Origin of the sequence: Mycolicibacterium chlorophenolicum (assembly GCF_001044235.1) — a bacterium.
GTDB lineage: Bacteria > Actinomycetota > Actinomycetes > Mycobacteriales > Mycobacteriaceae > Mycobacterium > Mycobacterium chlorophenolicum.
Window position 1 is genome coordinate 739662 of record NZ_JYNL01000069.1, and the last position, 16318, is coordinate 755979.

The window sequence follows — 16318 nt, forward strand, 5'->3', positions numbered from 1 at the left end:
GCCGAACAACTCACGGCGATGTTAAGGGTTGCGGCTCAGTGGGAGCCGGCCATCACCCGTTGGCGCAGGTTCTCGAGGGCGACGTCGAGGACCATCCGTTTGGCCCGCTTGACGAGGAATGCCGGGTACGGGGCGGCCAGGTCGAGGATCAGGTCGAACCGCACCCGGGTCCTGTCCTCGCCCTCCGGGGTGAGGTTGTACTCGCCGTGCTGGCAGCGCTGCCGCGACGTCTGCTGCGCGTCCCAGACCACCCAGTCGTCACCCCAGTGGTACTCGAGCAGTTCCTTGTCGCTCATGCCCATGATCTTGACGGTGGCTTTGACGTGGTGCGGCCGGCCGTCGGGATGACGGTCGAGGACCTCGGCCTCTTTGTGCAACGAGGACCACGAGGTGACCGCCTCGATGTCGGCCAACGCGTCGAGAATGGCCGCGGGCGGGGCGTCGATCACCGTCTCACTGGAAGCTCGGACCGCCATGCGGCAAATCGTAGCCCCATGGCCACGCTCGCACACTCGGAAATCCAGCTAATTCATATCTCGGTAATGATCGTGGCCTCATGCTCCCTGGGATCGCTGAGGGGGCGGACGTTTCCGGCGGGGGAACAGCGCCGCGAGTTCCTCACGGCTGGTGGTTCCGGTCTTCGCCATCGCACGGTAGATGTGGCTTTCGACGGTGCGCGGCGACAGCGTGAGCCGGTCGGCAACGGCGCGATTACTCAGGCCTTCGCCGATCAGCATCGCGATCTCGGTTTCGCGTTCGGTCAGCGGCACCTTCTCACTGCTCTGCCGCAGCGCGACCGTGCGGACACCGCCGCACGCGTCGGCTAAAGCGTCCGCCCGCGCCGAATACGCCAGCGCCGAGCCCTTCCGGTCGTGGCGCCGGTACGCACGGGCTGCGTGCGCCGCCGCGTCGACCGCGCCGACCCGATCGCCCATCTGCTCGAATTCGTCAGCGAGAACCGCCAATTCCGCGGCGTCATCGGTGTGGGCCGCCGCGGCGAACCGGGTGGCCAGCCCGACGCGGGGGCCCTCGACCACGGAAGCCAACTCCCCCAGCCGCGGCGCGGCGGTCCGGTCGCCGAACTGCGTGGCGATCTGCAGCACCATCACCTCTTCGGCGAATCTGCCCGCCTCCCGGCACCGGACCGCGGTCGCCTGGAGGGCACAGATCGCTTCACTGACCGCCCCCTGGCCCGCGGAGATCCACGCCTCGGCCAGGCTGCGCTCGTAGTCGAGCAACCGGAATTCGCGCCTGTTCTCCGCCAGCGGGGCGAGGACGGCGAGGGCGTCATCGGTCAGGCCGCGGATCGCCAGCGCGGTCGCATACGGGATCCGGTACCGGTACCCCCAGCCGACGGGGTGCGGACCGGACAGCCCCTCGACCGCCTGCCCGAGAAGTCGGCATGCCGTGTCGAGGTCACCGGCCCCGAGTGCGGCCCGGCCGGCCACGGCCGCACCGAGCAGCGGGGCGACGCCGGGCAGGCTGGCCGCCTGGCGCCGCATCCGGTCAGCCACATCCCGCGCCTCACTGACCCGGCCGGCGTACAGCAGCGCGCTCACGTGCGCGTCGGCGATGTTGAAGATCATGTGGGGCGCATCCAGGGAGCGGGCTGCGACGGCGTACCCGGCCTCGGCGACGGCCACCGCGTCCGAGGTGTGGCCCGCATCGGCGGCGATATGGGTCAGAGCCCACGCCAATTCCGCACCGACCACCGGGATGTCGCGCAGCGCGAGGTGCTCAGCCGTCAACAGGGCCTCTGCCGGACGATCCATCGCGAACCAGTAGACCGTCAGGAAGCCATCGACGTAGGTGCGCGCTTCCGGCGCAGTGACGTCCGAGGCGGCGTCGATGATCTGCTTGGCCCGTACCGGATCGGCCAGGGCCCACAGCATGTTGCTCGCGCGCAGGAACGCGAGCCGGGCCCGGTCCCGATCGGGCAACCCCGCGGTCTCGATGCCGGCCAGCATCGCGTCGGCGTCCTCACCGTGGCCCAGCCACGAAAGTGCATGCCCTCGAACGAGTTTCGGCTCCAGCCCGGCGCCCGCACGCTCTGCCGCCGCAGCGATCCGGTCGGCCAGCGGAAGATCACCCAGCCACACCGCTCCGTGAGCGGCCCTGATCAGCAGCCCCGTGTCCGCCGCTCTGTCCGAGTCCAGTTCCAGCGTCGCGCGCCGGACGACCACGCGCACGTCGTCGCATTCGGGTACGGCGGCCAGTTCGGCCGCGACGAGTCCACGCAACCGCCGCAACCTGCTCTGCGGCGCACGCCGTCGCCGCACTTGGCCGTACAGCGGGTGCGCGACCCGCGCCTGGACGGCGCCGCCCGCGGGTTCGAGCGTCACCAGGCCGCGACACTCGGCCTCCTCGATGGCGGCCATGTCGGTGATCCGGGCCAGCACAGGCAGATCGAGAGGCTCGCCGACGGAGAGCACGTCGACCACGTCGCCGACCTGCTCGGGCAGCGCGCCGATCCGGGATTCGATCAGGTCGGCCAGACCCGGCGGCACCGCGGGGTCGCCCGACCACCGCCAGCACCCGTTCTCGAGCACCAGGCCACCGTCGGCGACCGACTGCTCCACGATGTGCTGCAGATAGAACACGTTGCCCCGGGTCAGCTCCCACAACTGACGCGCGGTCACGGCGTCGACGCGCCCGTCCAGAGCGGCGGCCACCAGCGCCGCCGTGTCCTGGGCACTCATCGGCGCCAGCTCGAGCCGATCGAAGTCCCCGGCCTTGAGAATCTCCTGGACCGCCGTCGGGATGGCGTCCCCGGCGCGGACGGTGATCACGACCTTCGCGAGCCGCTGCTGCACGATCTGATGCACCACAAAGCTCGACAGGTCGTCGAACAGGTCGATGTCGTCGATGCCGATCACGACCGGCGCGGGTGGGCTCGGCGCGGTCAGGGCGTCCAGCACCCCGCGCAACAACGCGACCGTGTCACCGACCCCCGACGGCGCCCACGCGGTGAACGCACCCAGCGGGATCGCCTGCGCGGAGGACGTCCCGGCCGTCCAGCGCGTCTGCCAGCCACGGTCGGTGGCGCGCGCCAGCGCCTCCCGGACCAGGCGACTCTTGCCGACCCCGGTCGGCCCGCAGACGAGCACACCCGAGCCACTCGAGGCCGACAGCGCGGTCTCGATGGATGCCATCTCCCCCGACCGCCCGATCAGCGGCCATGCCAATCGCACACCGAAAGCGTAGGTGCCCTGCCGACCCGGGTGACCGAAATGCCCACTTCGGCCGGTTTGCACCGGCAGTCGGCGGGGTACCGTTCGCTCTCATGAGCGCTGAGCCCGACGCGACGTCTCCCCTCGGGGCCGACAGCGGCGGGGAGAGCACGCTGACGGTGGTCATCGCGCTGGCCGCGAATTTCGCGGTCGCCATCGCCAAGACCGTTGCGGCGGTGATCTCGGGGTCCGCGTCGATGACCGCCGAGGCCACCCACTCCTGGGCCGACACCGCGAATCAAGGCTTTCTGATCGTGGCCAACCGTCGCAGCAAGCGCCCGCCCGACGCAGCGCGGCCGCTGGGATACGGCCGTGAGGCCTACGTCTGGTCACTGCTGGCGGCGGTCGGACTGTTCGTCGTCGGCGGCACGGTGTCGGTGTGGCACGGCGTCACCGAGATCCTGCGCGGCGAGAACGGCCCGGAGAACTACCTGGTCGCCTACATCGTGCTCGGCGTCGCCTTCGTGCTCGAGGCCTCGTCACTGTTCCAGGCATTCCGCCAGCTACGCGGCGAGGCGAGCGAGTACGACCGGGAACTGCTCGACCACGTGCTGGAGACCTCCGACCCGACCACCCGCGCGGTCTTCGCCGAGGACACCGCAGCCCTGATCGGCATCGTGCTGGCGCTGCTCGGCATCGGACTGCATCAACTCACCGGTGAGGCGATCTGGGACGCGATCGGTTCCATCCTGGTCGGCCTGCTGCTGGGCGTCGTCGCCGTCATCCTGATCGACCGCAACCGCCGGTTCCTGGTCGGCGAACCCGCCAGCCCGCGGCTGCGCGAGGCCGCGATCGCCCTGCTCGAGCGGCTGCCGGAGGTGGCCTCGGTGCGCTTCATCCGGCTGGTGTTCGTCGGGCCCAAGCAACTGTTCCTGGTGGCGAGCGTCGACCTGGTGGGCGACGCGGTCGAGTCCCGGATCGCTGACACGCTGCGCGACCTGGAGAACAGGCTGCAGGCCGAGCCCTACATCGTCGACGCGGTGCTGACGATCGCCGAACCCGACGCGCTGGACCGGCTCTCCTAGCTGTTCTCAGCCGCCCTTGACCACTTTGAGGACCTGCTTGCGCAGCCCCTCGGTGGCGGTCTCCACGCCACCTTTGATCGTGCGCTTGATGATGAACCCGGGCAGCGGCACCGACAGGTCGATCGCGATGTCGAACTTCACCCGCGTCTTGTCACCCTGGGGCGTGAGCGTGTAGCCCGCGTCCTGGGACTTGAGCTGATTCGCCGAGATCAGCGTCCACGTCACCGAGTCGTCCCCCCACGTGTATTCGATGACCTGTTCGTCGGTCAGCCCGGCGGCCTTGACCGTCATCCTGACCTGCTTGGGCCGGCCGTTGTCGTAGCGGTCGAGGACCTCGGCCTTCTGGTACTGCGGCGACCAGGTGGGGGTCGCTTCGACGTCGGCGATGACGTCGAGGATCTGTTCCGGCGTTGCTTCGATCACGACCTCGCGCGAATCCTTGGTTGCCATGGCGCGACCATAGAGCACGGCGCCGACTGTTCGGATCGAGATCCCGGGACTGGGCCCGTAGGCTCGTCGTCTGTGAGCAGCGACGTCAATCCCGAAGTGCCGCCGAGCGGCACCGGTTGCGCCGAGTGCGACGCCCAGGGTGGCTGGTGGGTGCACCTGAGACGCTGCGCGGCGTGCGGGCACATCGGCTGTTGTGACGATTCGCCGATGCGGCACGCCTCCGCGCACTGGCGCTCGACGGGGCACCCGATCATCCGCTCCTTCGAGCCGGGCGAGGACTGGTTCTGGGACTACCAGACCGACGCCTACTACGACGGCCCGGAACTCGCCGCCCCGCAGAGCCGTCCACTCGACGAGACGGTGCCCGGCCCGCGCGGCCGGGTTCCCGCCGACTGGATGGCCCAACTGCAGGCGCGCGACCGCTGACACCTCAGCGTCCGGCGAGAACCTCCCGCGCGGCGTTGTAACCCGGGATGAAGGTGATACCCGGGCCGCCGTGACAGCCCGCGCTGGCCAGGTACAGCCCGTCGACCGGAAGCGGTTGATCGACATAGCCTTTCGGCCCGGGACGGTTGGGGCCCATCTGTTCGGGGTGGATCAGGCCGTGGCAGTAGTCGCCGCCGGGCGCACCGAACATGGTGCCCATGTGTTTGGGCGTGAACGTGGTGTGGCGCAGGATCAGGCTCTCGAAATTCGGTGCCAGCCGGGTGATCTTGTCGATCACCCGCCGGCCCATCTCGGTCTTCAGCTCGCCGTAGCTCGCCGTGTCCTCGGTGAGGGGGAACCACAGCGAGAACGCCGACACCGCGTGCTTGCCCGGCGGCGCGAGGCCCGGGTCGTTGGCCGACGGGATCTGCAGGGCGATCGCGGGATCCGCGGGCACGATGCCGCGCGTGGAGTCCTCCCACTGCTGCTGCAGTTCCTCGGGGGTGCTGAAAAGGCCGATCGCAGACTGGTATTCCGGGTCGTTGAGCACCTCGTACGGTTCGGCGAACGTGGGCGGTCCGTCGAGCGCGAAGTGCATCTGCAGGTAGCTGCCGCGATGGTCGATGTGGGAGAACCGTTCCCGGATCTCGGTCGGGACCATGCCCGGGTCGAGCAGCGTGTTGACGGTGAGATCGGGCGCGACAGCGGAGACGACCACCGGTGCGCGCAGCGTCGATCCGTCCTCCAGTCGCACTCCACCGACGCGGCCGTCGTCGACGAGGATCTCGGCCACCGTGGTGCGCAGCCGGACCTCGCCGCCGGCTGCGGTGAACATCCGAAGCAGGTGCTCGGTCACCGCGCCCATGCCGCCGCGGAACTTCTTGATCAGCGTGGCGTTCTCGTCGGGGACCGCCAGCCCGAAGGCCAGCGCGGCCGCACTGCCCGGCGTCTGCGGCCCGCGATAGGTGGTGTTGACCGCCAGGAACGCGAGCATTCCGCGCAGAGCGCCGTGCTTCTCCCGATCGGGCAGATGACGGTCGAGGACGTCGCTGACCGAGCCGAACAACATGTCGCTGATCGCCTGGCGTTCGAATTCGTTGGTGGCGCAGGCGAACATCTCGTCGAGCGTCCTGGGCGGCCGCGCGGCGTCGAAGCGGCCGAGCGCCCGGGTCGGAGCCTGGCACCACGCCATCAGGCCGGCCATGCCGTTGACGGCGTCGGCGCCGTGGACGTCGTTCAGATGGGTGAGCAGCTTGAGCGGGTCGGTGTAGTAGATGACGGGGTCGTCGCCGACTCCCCGCAACTGCACGCTCATCACGTCGAGGTCGACGGTGGGCAGGTCATCCAGGCCGAGCGCGTCACTGACCACGGCCGAGGTGGGCACCTGCACCGATCCGGCGATCTCGAACCGGAAGCCGTCGAACAGTTCCACGGTCGAGGCCATGCCACCGGCGTAGAGCTTGGCGTCCAGGCAGACCGTGCGCAGTCCCGCCTGCTGCAGCAGAGCGGCCGCGGTCAGACCGTTGTGTCCAGCCCCGACGACGATCGCATCGAAGTCCGTCATCGGCTGAGGCTGACACGGCCTCCGATGTTTTGTCAATATTGACGAAACATGTGCGCTACTCGGCGGCGATACCCGTCTCGAGCAGAGCGAGCGCGTGCCGGCACAGCCGGTCCAGCTCGGGTAACGAGCGATCCTCCCCGAGCATCCACACCTCCATGGCGCCGAACACCGCCGCCGCGATGCATCGCGCGGTCACGGTGATCCGCATCCGCTCATCCGTGCCGGGAGCCGGCGGGTCGGTCCCGGCCATGTGCTCCTCCACGGCCTCGGCGAAATCGGCCTCGACCTGCCTGATGTGCCGCACGATGCGGCCGGGGTCGAGTTCCTGGGCCCGCATCGCGGCGATCTTGGTGACGGCCGAGTCGTCGTACGGCGAGGCCATGATCGCCGACTGCACGGACTCGATGATCGACTCGTGCGGCGAGCGCGACGACAGGGCGGCCCGGAACCAGTGCAGTCCGGCGTCGTAGTCGGCGAACAGCAGGTCGTGCTTGGAGGCGAAGTGTCGGTAGAAGGTGCGCAACGACACCCCGGCATCGGCGGCGATCTGTTCGGCCGATGTCTCCTCTACGCCCTGCGCGAGGAACCGGACCGCGGCCGCCTGCCGGAGGGCTTCCCGGGTGCGCTCGCTACGCGCCGTCTGGGCAGGCCGGACCATGTGCGTAAAGTACCGCACCCCCCGGACGCGGCGTCGCGGCCGAATCCGGCCCGACCCGGCGACGTCGCCATTCGCGGATGGCTGGAACGGGTTAGGGTCACTGCGACGGGTGGGGTCACCCGATTCGCTGACGACCGGGGGGACGGGGCGTGAAGGTTCACCATCTCAATTGCGGGACGATGCGCCCCTGGGGCGCGGGCACCCTGGTCTGCCATGTGCTGCTCGTGGAGGCCGCCGACGGTCTCGTGCTCGTCGACACCGGCTTCGGCACACAGGACTGCCGGCGTCCCGCACGCTTCGGCCGGTTCCGGCGGCACTTCTTCCGGCCGTCGTTCGATGCGGCCGAGGCCGCCGTCACCCAGCTCGAGGCGCTCGGGTACCGCCGAGACGACGTCCGGCACATCATCACCACCCACTTCGACGCCGACCACATCGGCGGGCTGGCCGACTTCCCCGACGCACAGGTGCACGTCACCGCCACCGAGGTGCGCGCCGCGATGGGCTCCCGCGCGGCGCCCGACCGCATCCGGTTCCGGGCCGATCAGTGGGCGCACGGCCCCCACATCGTCGAGCACGACATCGCCGGGGAGCCGTGGCGCGGCTTCGCGGCCGCCAAGGAACTCACCGGCATCGGTCCCGGCTTCGTACTGTTGTCCCTGCCGGGCCACACCCTCGGCCACGCGTGCGTCGCCGTCGACGCCGGACACCGCTGGATCCTGCACGCCGGCGACGCGTTCTTCCAGTGCGGAACCCTCGACGAGAACCCGCGGGTGCCCGCGCTCACCGCGTTCGAGAATGCGGTGGCGGTGGATCGAAAACAGGTGCAAGACAACCACTCTCGCCTGGTCGAGCTGTACCGGCGGGGCGATCCGGACATGATGATCGTCTGCGCGCACGACCCGGAGCTGTTCGAACGGGCCAGGGCCACCGCGACGGCCTGACCGGGCGGATCACTGCCAGCGGCCGACCAGCGCGATCGACGCGTCGACCGCCTCGTCGGTGACGTCACTCATGCGGCCACCCTCCTCGACGGTGATCGCGGTCAGTTCGCGCAGACCGCCGAGCAACATGATGATGCGTCGTCTCGACACGGGACCGATTCCCGCCGAACGGAACTCGTCGGTGTCGCCCAGCGCACCGACCATCTCGATGAAGTGCTCCATGGCGTCGCGCTGCAGCCCGCGGGCGGCGGCCCCGAGGGCCGGCACGTCACGAATCCAGCTCAGCATCAACGCCGATCGCGCCTCGGCCGAGGAGATCCACGCCTCGATGGCCTGCCGCACCTGCTTCTGCCACGGCGCACCGGGATCGACGGCCGCGTAGATCTGCTGGATCTGGTCGGCGTTCGCTTCCGACAGCAGGGCGACGAAACACTCGTCGCGGCTGGCGAAGTGCTCGTAGAACGTGCGGCGCGACGTCCTGGCCCGGCGCACGATGTCGGCGACCGTCGTCTTGGCGTAGCCGTCCTCGGCGATCGACGCTTCCAGAGCGTCGAGCAGACGCTGGCGGAAGTCGCTCATGTCAGCGGCAGTAGTTGCGCGTGGCGAGATCCACGGCCTGCCGGTACAGCGGATCCAGCCCGCGGGTGGTCGCCACCTCCGACTTGGCGGCGTCGAGCTCGGACGCGCACTGCGGTGCGTGCAGCTTGCCCCACTCCTCGGCTATCAGCGTGACCATCTCGCGGTTGAGCGCGTCGATGATGTCCCGCGACGATCCGAGGTCGGGACTGTCGGCCGGAGCGGCAGCGGGATCGAGCGTCCACTGCGCCAGCCGGCTGTACTCGATACCGACCGTCGCATCGATCTGGTCCCGGAAGGCGGTCGTCACATAGTTCGGATCGATCTGGAATTCCCGCGCCTGGCCGGCGACGGAGTCCAGCACCTGTTGCTCACGCACCGGATCGACGATCGGCCCGCCGGTGTGGAACTTGTTGGCCGCGACGGGCTCGGCCACCTCGAGCCGGCGCACGGCCGCGTCGACGAGGTCGGTCAGAGTGTGAGTGGGCTGCGCCGAAGCGAGGGGAGCCATCGGAACCAGAGCCACCGCCACACCGACGGCGACCGGGGCGAGTGCGCAACGGATGTTCATGGTGGCCAGGGCCGGGATCGAACCGGCGACCTTCCGCTTTTCAGGCGGACGTGATAACCACTGACCTGCGGTTTCAACTTCTTTTGTGCGTGCTATGCGCCGCATTGAGCAAGGCTAACGCACTCAAGTTGTCCGACGAACGGGCATAGGCCGGACACAGCGCCTGCACTCCTGACCAGGCAAGCGCCCGACGGGTAGCCAGGCCGCAGGGCGGGAGAGCGACAACGTTGGGCCGCGGCGCCCAGCATGGACCCTCCACCGGCCGGCGGGCTTGTTGCATGTGCCGAAAATGTCCCTAGATCGGGGGACGACGGGAACGCGGCCGAGGATGTGCGTGCGGTCGACGCGTTGGGGCTGCGGTTCCCGAGCCCGGACATGGTCAGCGCGGCTGCCGCACTGTTCGAACCGGCGGAAACGTGGGCAGGCGGTCCTGCGCATCGCGGTACCGAGCCGGAATCCGGGCGGTTCCATATCGCCGTCGGGCCTGACTTCGTACGACTCAGATGGACCCACTACCTCGGCTGGCAGCTAGTTGCCGAGGCATGGGCGCAGCGATGCCAAGAAACCGCGGCAGCACGCGGCCTTACGGGAGTTATCAGCTCAAGCCACAGCGCTACTAACCTCGACCGACGAGTTTCCTATGTCGCAATATCTTGCAACAGAAGGCCTCGACCTCGTCTACCTCTCGGATCCTCTCAAAGCACCCGAGTGATCGCGTGGGCTGCTCATAGATGGCTGAATTACTCGCCAAGGTTTGCTATAACTTCGGAGACTCTCAAGCCGCAGAGGGGCGGGACAGACAGTTAAAGCGAAGCGGGGGAAAGCGATGCATGGCGAGGCACACGCCTTCAACAATTACGGCATCGACCGGTGAATCGACGCCAGAATCGCGAACCCAATCAGATAGATGCTGCGTTGGCCGAGGCCAAGCACAGCACAAAGCCTCTTCTTATTGGAGCAACACTAGCGGAAGTGGTGGCCGCTGGCGCGACTATCGCTTCAAAACTGCCAGCATGGTCAGTCAGCGGTATCCTGGTAGGCGTGCCTCTCGCCGCATTCGCCTATAATCAGAATCGAAAAGCGGTTAAAGCCACCAAACAGCTTGTGCAGCTTTATCACTATGACCGCCGATACCACAAATATGTGACACGTTGGTCCTTAACCGCCAGCGACAATCCCGACTTTTGGACAGGCATACACCACGCAGAACGTCATTTCACGGCGATACGTCCTGTTCGGTATTTTACGTGGAATGTAACTCGTCGATCAGACGATGATTTGCCGTTCGATGGAGCAGAGATCCGAAATAAGCGCGCGAGCCGATCAGCGAGCGGGACATGCATCTTTCATGACTTTCATAAACAAAAGGCCAACCTCACATTCAGGATAGAATTCGACCCCCCCTTAAGACCTGAGGAGTCCGTCGATTTAGCCTTCGACGTAATTGTGCCGCGACATAAAGTGAGCAACATTGAAATGCTGCGCTCCCGACCGAGACCAAAAATTCCATTACCCGAAGGCCTCGATTATTCGTCGACAGATATATCGTATCCGATCGAGAAATTTGTGAAGTCGGTCGATATCGATGAGCGACTTGAAACGACTCATCATGGATTGCAGGCGCTGTTGCAGCAAGATGAATTTTTGGAAGAAAAGGCCTACCTTAGCTCCGGCAATCGATTTACAATTGATCGAGCGCAAGTCGACGGTAACAGCGTAGTAAGATTGAAGATCGAACGTGATAGACCTCCAATAGGAACGACGTATAGACTCACGTGGGAGCCACCTGCGCGTAAAGCAATTGGCGCAAACTAATCATTCAGTCGCGTGCCGGACTATTGCATATTTCTAAGCTTTGCAAGATGTTTGGTAACTCACAATGAGATTGGCCCCATCCAGTGCAAGACCAGTGCGCAGCGGATGTTCATGGTGGCCAGGGCCGGGATCGACGCGGCGACCTTCCGCTTTTCAGGCGGACGGGATAGGCGCTGAACTGCGGTTTATCTGGGTCTGCACGTCGTATGCGCCGCATTGAGCTGCGCTGACGTGTTCATTCCGTCCGACGAACGGATATAAACCGGACACGGTGTTTGCACTCCTGACCAGGAGCTGTCGTGCCGCCGATTGCGTTGTCGGTGGACTCGGCGGCTCCGGGGAGCAGGTACCCCGATGCCCAGCATCGCATCATCAGCCACCGGGTCGACGTCGTCGATTAGCGGCTCGACTTTTGCACCTAATGGCCCGGTACCAAGGCCCGGTTCTCCGGGTGCCTCGGTGGACGGGAGGTCGCGAGCGCCCGAGGCCGCCAGGCCGCAGGGCGGGAGAGCGACAGCGGTCGGCCGTAAATCCACCGAGCCACCCAGCCTCAACCCGGCCGCGGCCCGCGGGCTTGACGAGTGGATTCCCGGTGACGCGGACGGTGCTGTACTGCTCGACATCGTTCAATGTCCTGTAGCAGAAGGAGTTCAGGACGCGTTCGACCCGGCGAGCGATAGCTGACCGTGTCACCCCGCCGTGCGACGCTGGCGATCGTGACTGGCGACGACGCTGCACCTGAACAACCGACCCACCCCGACTGGGATCACCCGGAGCGGTTTGAAGGCGTGGTCTCGTTGTCGTTCGTGCTTCCGTTCCTACTTCCGCTGGAACCGCAGGCGGTACCGATCGGCGTCGACGACGAGTACCTGCGAATCCGCGGCGTGACACCGGCCGAGTTCGACCAGGCCTGGATGCAGATGCCGCTCAGCTGTTGGATGATCTGGTCGGTCGCGACTGACGGAACCAACCCCGTCGTCGAGGACACGGCGGTGGCATGCGCCGCGCTGGCCCACATCACCGGGCAGCAGCCTCAGCCCGCTCCACCGCCTAACGACGACTACCGACGGAAACGCTCAGCTGTCGTCGTTTTCATCCCCGTCAAGAGCCGCGCTGCCGCCCTTACCCCACCGCACGACGGGAAATTGGATCCGGTGACGCTCGCACACTGGCTGATCGCCGACGCCACGCGGTCGTCACGGATAGCCTCCATGGCGCCGATCCCGGAGCTGCATTACCGAGCACTGAACCCGATCGTTCCCGCCACGTTCGGAGCGATCGGTGAAGGCGGACAGGTCAACTTCGATGAGAAACAGACCGTGATTCTGTTGGACCACCTCCCCTCAAGGCTCGCTTCGCCGACGCCGATCGACCCAGCTGTGACCGGCAGGATCTTTGGGCAACTCACTCGCGGCAGCATCAGCACGCTCGTTCGTGATCACTTCGCTCGCGCGTACGCCGAACACTCCGCTGGTGACCGCCGCGCATCGGTCCTCAGTCTTGCCGTCACGTGTGAGCTGATGCTCGACAGCACCCTGGCCGCGATGCTCTGGGAAGAAGGTCAAACGGCCGCCGACGCCGCGAAGGTATGGGCTGACACGAGTTCGATCACGGGACGGGTCAAGTCGTTGTACGCAGGCCGTCTCGGAGGCAGTTGGCACGTCGACGGTGACGGTCCGATGGGTCGCTGGCGAGAGCACATCGTAGACGTCCGCAACAGCGTGATCCATTCCGGACGTACCCCATCGGAACGAGAGTCGGAGAACTCAGGCGCGGTGGCCTCGGAGTTGCTCACGTTCGTGAGCAAGCGGCTGGTACTCAAATGGAAGGTGTACCCGAAGTCGATGGCCGTGCTGTGCGGACCGTCGTCGGTAGAGAAGCACGGTTCGAAGAAGCAACGGGACAACGTCCTTGCAGAGCTGGAACGCTGCTCGGCGTTCGCCGTCGAGTTTCACCGGTGGCGCGACGAGTGGCTACGCGAACGCGCGATGCTTGGTTGACCGCCGGCTGTGGCCGGACTTCACTGCCGCTCTTCCTGCACCACGTTCCCGGCGCGGTCCCGAATTTCGAGCGCCAATGTCATCCCATGCGGCCGTGCCGCGGTGCGTATCCGGTACAGGCACCACGCCTGCTGCACTACCCGTCGAGCGACGCCGAGGTCGGTGATGAATAGGCCGGTGTCAGGTATCCGTGCGCTCATCCGACCGTGCTCGTAGAGCGGCTTGCTGTCCACCTCTGTAGTCACGGTGTTAAGCGCCCATGTCCTCGCGTGGCTGACGCCGGAGCAGATCCGCCACGCGGTGAGCAGAGACTCAGGGTGACCCGGCAGGTCATCGATCGATTCGATCAGCTTCTCGAACCCGCCGGATCGCCCGGCCGCTATGTCGATACCGAGGCTGGCAGCGGCGTCGTCGGACCACCGCTGCCGTTCCTCGTGCTCACCGCCGTCGTCGAGCGGGGTGCCGCTGTGCGCCTTCGCCGAGTACCGCCATGATTCACGGTGCTGCCAGATGAGCCGAGCGAGACGGGTATCGACGTGGTCCGGTTCAAGCAGCCAGACCGCGGCGCCGGCTGATTCGTAGGCGGCCCGTAGAAGTGCGAACTGCGGTGTCGTCCACGGGTGATTGAGCACGAGCGTGCAGGCGGCCTCGACGTTCTCGACGGCGTACACCAGCCCACGGCGGGCGACGGTCGCAGCCCAGATGTCGGGGAACCGGGCCTCGTCCGCAGCAAGGTCGCTATCCGGCTCGGCATGATGATCGGGCATCGCGACGACGCGTGCGCCGATTTCAAGCACCCGCTCCAGATCGCTGCGGATAGCGTTGCTTGTCTCGGCGCTGTCTTGCTGCACAGACACAGAAATACCAGGGAGAGCAGTCGTGACGACCGCCATAGCGGATCTCAGTTGTCATTCCGCCCGTCCGAGAGTAGTTTCATCTGTGACATCTAGTGCATTTGTGTCATCTAGATGTGAAAGGATCAGCCGCATGAAGACCATCCACACCGACGGAATCCCCGCTGAGCAGATCGACGCGCTCGACGAGTTCGCCGCTACCGGCGTCGGTCCCGAGATGCGTGATCTCCTGCAAAGCGTGATCGATTGCGTGCGCGCCGGCAATGACCTCGCCGCTGTTTCTCCGCTGACTGTGCTCCGTCCGGCCCAGGCCGCGGAGCGTCTCGGAATGAGTCGCACCCACCTCTACAAGATCCTCGACCAAGGTGAAATTGCGTCCCACCGCGTCGGCCGCGATCGCCGCATCCTGTTGCGTGATCTCATCGTGTTCGAGGAGCGCCGCCAGCGTGACCGTCGTGAACTCGCCGAGCGTTTCGCTTCGCAGAACAAGACTCGCGAAGGTGCGATCGACGAACTCGCCGATCTGCTGTAGCTAGTCTCGTCGCGGACCCCGCTGCGGCATCATGGCTTGGTGCCACTCCGCAGAGCCCGTCCCACGATCCGCCTGCTGCGTGAGGATCTCAGTTCCGACTGGGAGTCACCTCACCCGCGGCGATTTTTGCAAACGGGCGAGCTGACGTCGTTGCACCCATTGTCGGAGTTGCCACACCCCATTCTCGCTAAGGCTGTTTCGTCGTTCGGCGATGATCCAGCAGACGACAACTACGTCGGTCCGATCGCCTCCAGTACCAACCTTCCGTTGCTCGAGATCAAGGCCGGCCAGTGGCGAGGCGGGGTCTGGCACGACCGCGAGTTAGACGTGTGCTGGGTCCTCGTGGCTGGGCTGGCCAAGGGCGGCCATGACGACCACGACGACTTCTACCAATGCGTCGCGCGTGACAACTCCGACCCGTCGCGTTGGATGCCAACAGAGGCTGACGTGCGTCTCCTGAAACGCGAGCGGGCGGCGCTGCGGCTGACCGAATGGGAGCTCGAGATTCAACAGGAGCTTGTACGTGCGCTACGCGAAGTGCAGCGAGGTGGGGAGACGGAATTCGAACTCCCCCATCCGGCCCCGCAGCAGGGGACGATAGCCACCGTGGCGATCACCGTCGTTGAAGTGCGCGAAGACGGCTACGAAGCGGACGAGATCGTCGTAAACATCATTCCAGAGTCACGCCATGCAGGAAGTCAGCTGTTCTGGCAGGCCACCGTAAGGGTGCTGACCACGCTTAACCCGCCACAACAAGGATGGGATCGATACAAGGACTCCTACAGCAACATCGCTGAGCCCGGTCACTGGTCCGCGCGGGTGACTGAGCTTGGCGAACTGGTGGGACGCAAGGCACTTGCAGAGTCTGAACCGGGACGGGTCGCTCACTACTTGCATCGCGAGCACATCGCCGAGAGTGTCGTGGAAGGTACCGCGATGCGGGCGATGTGTGGTGTGTTCTTCGTGAACACGCAGATGCCCGACGGTCTACCTCAGTGCCCCGACTGCACCGAGCGGTGGAGTCAGCTCCCAAAGTAGAAGTGGGGCTCCGACCGCATCTCGTCGTCAGTCAGTTTCCTGATCGATCAGCTTCCGGCCATCTCATGGAGAACTTGCTTACGCCGTCCGAGGGTGCGGCCCCGCCCCAGTGTCCACTTAGGTCCGGGCATCCTTGCCTGTGAGTCGTTCGCTATGCAGCATCGCGAGGACGCGATCCGCGGCGTACATGACGCTGGTCGTCCCGCCCGCCCCCAGGGTTCGGGGCAGCTGGATCGGCATTCCCAGCACGTCCTTGAAGCCGACGATCTGGCGTCGCTCCTCAGCTTTCGACATTTGGAAGCCGACCTGATCGATCTCGGTGGCGAGCCGGCCGGCATTGCGCGCCTCGATGGAGGTGAACGAACGACCGACATAGAAACTTGCACATTTGCGAATAGAGGCGTTCGGATTCCACGACGAACGTCGGCGCCTATTGCCATAAGGCGTTGTCGTATAGGCCGTGTTCAGCGGGTCGACTGCCGGCTGTAGGCCAAGGTGGTCTACGCATGTATCTACGGGGCGGACACGGCCACTCGTATAGCTACGCCCAGACGATTCACCACCGATCTTTGTTGTGAGGCGCGCGACGGACAGTGCGGATAATGGTCGCTGCACCTTTCGCTCACTGCCGTAACCTA

Annotated in this window: 16 protein-coding genes; 7 read left to right on the forward strand and 9 right to left on the reverse strand. The window is 66.1% G+C overall.

Going from position 1 to position 16318, the window contains the following annotated elements; translation table 11 throughout:
• Positions 1 to 35: 35 nt before the first annotated feature.
• Both MCHLDSM_RS33355 and MCHLDSM_RS33360 read right to left on the reverse strand, forming a co-directional pair.
• Positions 36 to 476, reverse strand: a complete 441-nt coding sequence (locus tag MCHLDSM_RS33355) for an SRPBCC family protein (RefSeq protein WP_048473944.1) — start codon at positions 474 to 476, stop codon at positions 36 to 38.
• A gap of 78 nt (positions 477 to 554) precedes the next feature.
• Positions 555 to 3191: a helix-turn-helix transcriptional regulator gene (locus MCHLDSM_RS33360; RefSeq protein ID WP_048473945.1), complete on the reverse strand. Its 2637-nt coding sequence runs from the start codon at positions 3189 to 3191 to the stop codon at positions 555 to 557.
• A gap of 92 nt (positions 3192 to 3283) precedes the next feature.
• On the opposite strand from MCHLDSM_RS33360, the gene MCHLDSM_RS33365 reads away from it, so the two are divergent.
• Positions 3284 to 4255 carry a cation diffusion facilitator family transporter gene (locus MCHLDSM_RS33365; protein WP_048473946.1) on the forward strand — a complete coding sequence of 324 codons (972 nt, stop codon included), beginning with the start codon at positions 3284 to 3286 and terminating at the stop codon, positions 4253 to 4255.
• 6 nt (positions 4256 to 4261) lie between these two features.
• Here MCHLDSM_RS33365 and MCHLDSM_RS33370 read toward each other — a convergent pair whose 3' ends face one another.
• A complete protein-coding gene (locus MCHLDSM_RS33370) occupies positions 4262 to 4705 on the reverse strand; it encodes an SRPBCC family protein (protein WP_048473947.1) in 444 nt (147 codons plus the stop codon).
• A gap of 72 nt (positions 4706 to 4777) precedes the next feature.
• On the opposite strand from MCHLDSM_RS33370, the gene MCHLDSM_RS33375 reads away from it, so the two are divergent.
• Positions 4778 to 5131: a UBP-type zinc finger domain-containing protein gene (locus MCHLDSM_RS33375; RefSeq protein WP_048473948.1), complete on the forward strand. Its 354-nt coding sequence runs from the start codon at positions 4778 to 4780 to the stop codon at positions 5129 to 5131.
• A 4-nt stretch (positions 5132 to 5135) separates the two neighbouring features.
• Here MCHLDSM_RS33375 and MCHLDSM_RS33380 read toward each other — a convergent pair whose 3' ends face one another.
• Together MCHLDSM_RS33380 and MCHLDSM_RS33385 are read right to left on the reverse strand one after the other, a co-directional pair.
• Positions 5136 to 6695, reverse strand: a complete 1560-nt coding sequence (locus MCHLDSM_RS33380) for a phytoene desaturase family protein (protein WP_048473949.1) — start codon at positions 6693 to 6695, stop codon at positions 5136 to 5138.
• Positions 6696 to 6750: 55 nt separating this feature from the next.
• Positions 6751 to 7353 carry a TetR/AcrR family transcriptional regulator gene (locus MCHLDSM_RS33385; protein ID WP_048473950.1) on the reverse strand — a complete coding sequence of 201 codons (603 nt, stop codon included), beginning with the start codon at positions 7351 to 7353 and terminating at the stop codon, positions 6751 to 6753.
• Positions 7354 to 7502: 149 nt separating this feature from the next.
• Here MCHLDSM_RS33385 and MCHLDSM_RS33390 point away from each other — a divergent pair, with 149 nt between their 5' ends.
• Complete coding sequence (locus MCHLDSM_RS33390; RefSeq protein ID WP_048473951.1) at positions 7503 to 8294, forward strand: MBL fold metallo-hydrolase; 792 nt, start codon at positions 7503 to 7505, stop codon at positions 8292 to 8294.
• Positions 8295 to 8303: 9 nt separating this feature from the next.
• Here the strand turns inward: MCHLDSM_RS33390 and MCHLDSM_RS33395 are convergent, their stop codons facing one another.
• Entirely contained in the window at positions 8304 to 8873 is a 570-nt protein-coding gene (locus MCHLDSM_RS33395) for a TetR/AcrR family transcriptional regulator (protein WP_048473952.1), read from the reverse strand.
• Position 8874: 1 nt separating this feature from the next.
• Positions 8875 to 9441 carry a chorismate mutase gene (locus tag MCHLDSM_RS33400; protein WP_082169175.1) on the reverse strand — a complete coding sequence of 189 codons (567 nt, stop codon included), beginning with the start codon at positions 9439 to 9441 and terminating at the stop codon, positions 8875 to 8877.
• An 870-nt stretch (positions 9442 to 10311) separates the two neighbouring features.
• Between MCHLDSM_RS33400 and MCHLDSM_RS37940 the strand changes: the two genes are divergently transcribed.
• Together MCHLDSM_RS37940 and MCHLDSM_RS33405 are read left to right on the forward strand one after the other, a co-directional pair.
• Positions 10312 to 11256, forward strand: a complete 945-nt coding sequence (locus MCHLDSM_RS37940) for a TMEM165/GDT1 family protein (protein ID WP_131722719.1) — start codon at positions 10312 to 10314, stop codon at positions 11254 to 11256.
• 716 nt (positions 11257 to 11972) lie between these two features.
• A complete protein-coding gene (locus MCHLDSM_RS33405) occupies positions 11973 to 13256 on the forward strand; it encodes a hypothetical protein (protein ID WP_131722720.1) in 1284 nt (427 codons plus the stop codon).
• A gap of 20 nt (positions 13257 to 13276) precedes the next feature.
• On the opposite strand, the gene MCHLDSM_RS33410 is transcribed toward MCHLDSM_RS33405, so the two are convergent.
• A complete protein-coding gene (locus tag MCHLDSM_RS33410) occupies positions 13277 to 14149 on the reverse strand; it encodes a hypothetical protein (RefSeq protein ID WP_048473954.1) in 873 nt (290 codons plus the stop codon).
• A 94-nt stretch (positions 14150 to 14243) separates the two neighbouring features.
• Here MCHLDSM_RS33410 and MCHLDSM_RS33415 point away from each other — a divergent pair, with 94 nt between their 5' ends.
• The gene (locus MCHLDSM_RS33415; RefSeq protein WP_053083157.1) at positions 14244 to 14642 is read left to right on the forward strand and encodes a helix-turn-helix domain-containing protein; all 399 of its coding nucleotides are present in this window, start codon (positions 14244 to 14246) and stop codon (positions 14640 to 14642) included.
• A 39-nt stretch (positions 14643 to 14681) separates the two neighbouring features.
• The gene (locus MCHLDSM_RS33420; protein ID WP_131722721.1) at positions 14682 to 15680 is read left to right on the forward strand and encodes a DUF3039 domain-containing protein; all 999 of its coding nucleotides are present in this window, start codon (positions 14682 to 14684) and stop codon (positions 15678 to 15680) included.
• A 117-nt stretch (positions 15681 to 15797) separates the two neighbouring features.
• On the opposite strand, the gene MCHLDSM_RS37945 is transcribed toward MCHLDSM_RS33420, so the two are convergent.
• Positions 15798 to 16295 carry a hypothetical protein gene (locus MCHLDSM_RS37945; protein WP_131722722.1) on the reverse strand — a complete coding sequence of 166 codons (498 nt, stop codon included), beginning with the start codon at positions 16293 to 16295 and terminating at the stop codon, positions 15798 to 15800.
• Positions 16296 to 16318: the final 23 nt, after the last annotated feature.

Bases quoted from the DNA above. Each gene is read 5' to 3' on its own strand.
- MCHLDSM_RS33355 (WP_048473944.1), bottom strand. From the start codon at position 476: ATGGCGGTCCGAGCTTCCAGTGAGACGGTGATCGACGCCCCGCCCGCG.
- MCHLDSM_RS33365 (WP_048473946.1), top strand. From the start codon at position 3,284: ATGAGCGCTGAGCCCGACGCGACGTCTCCCCTCGGGGCCGACAGCGGC.
- MCHLDSM_RS33370 (WP_048473947.1), bottom strand. From the start codon at position 4,705: ATGGCAACCAAGGATTCGCGCGAGGTCGTGATCGAAGCAACGCCGGAA.
- MCHLDSM_RS33380 (WP_048473949.1), bottom strand. From the start codon at position 6,695: ATGACGGACTTCGATGCGATCGTCGTCGGGGCTGGACACAACGGTCTG.
- MCHLDSM_RS33385 (WP_048473950.1), bottom strand. From the start codon at position 7,353: ATGGTCCGGCCTGCCCAGACGGCGCGTAGCGAGCGCACCCGGGAAGCC.
- MCHLDSM_RS33395 (WP_048473952.1), bottom strand. From the start codon at position 8,873: ATGAGCGACTTCCGCCAGCGTCTGCTCGACGCTCTGGAAGCGTCGATC.
- MCHLDSM_RS33400 (WP_082169175.1), bottom strand. From the start codon at position 9,441: ATGAACATCCGTTGCGCACTCGCCCCGGTCGCCGTCGGTGTGGCGGTG.
- MCHLDSM_RS33410 (WP_048473954.1), bottom strand. From the start codon at position 14,149: ATGGCGGTCGTCACGACTGCTCTCCCTGGTATTTCTGTGTCTGTGCAG.
- MCHLDSM_RS33415 (WP_053083157.1), top strand. From the start codon at position 14,244: ATGAAGACCATCCACACCGACGGAATCCCCGCTGAGCAGATCGACGCG.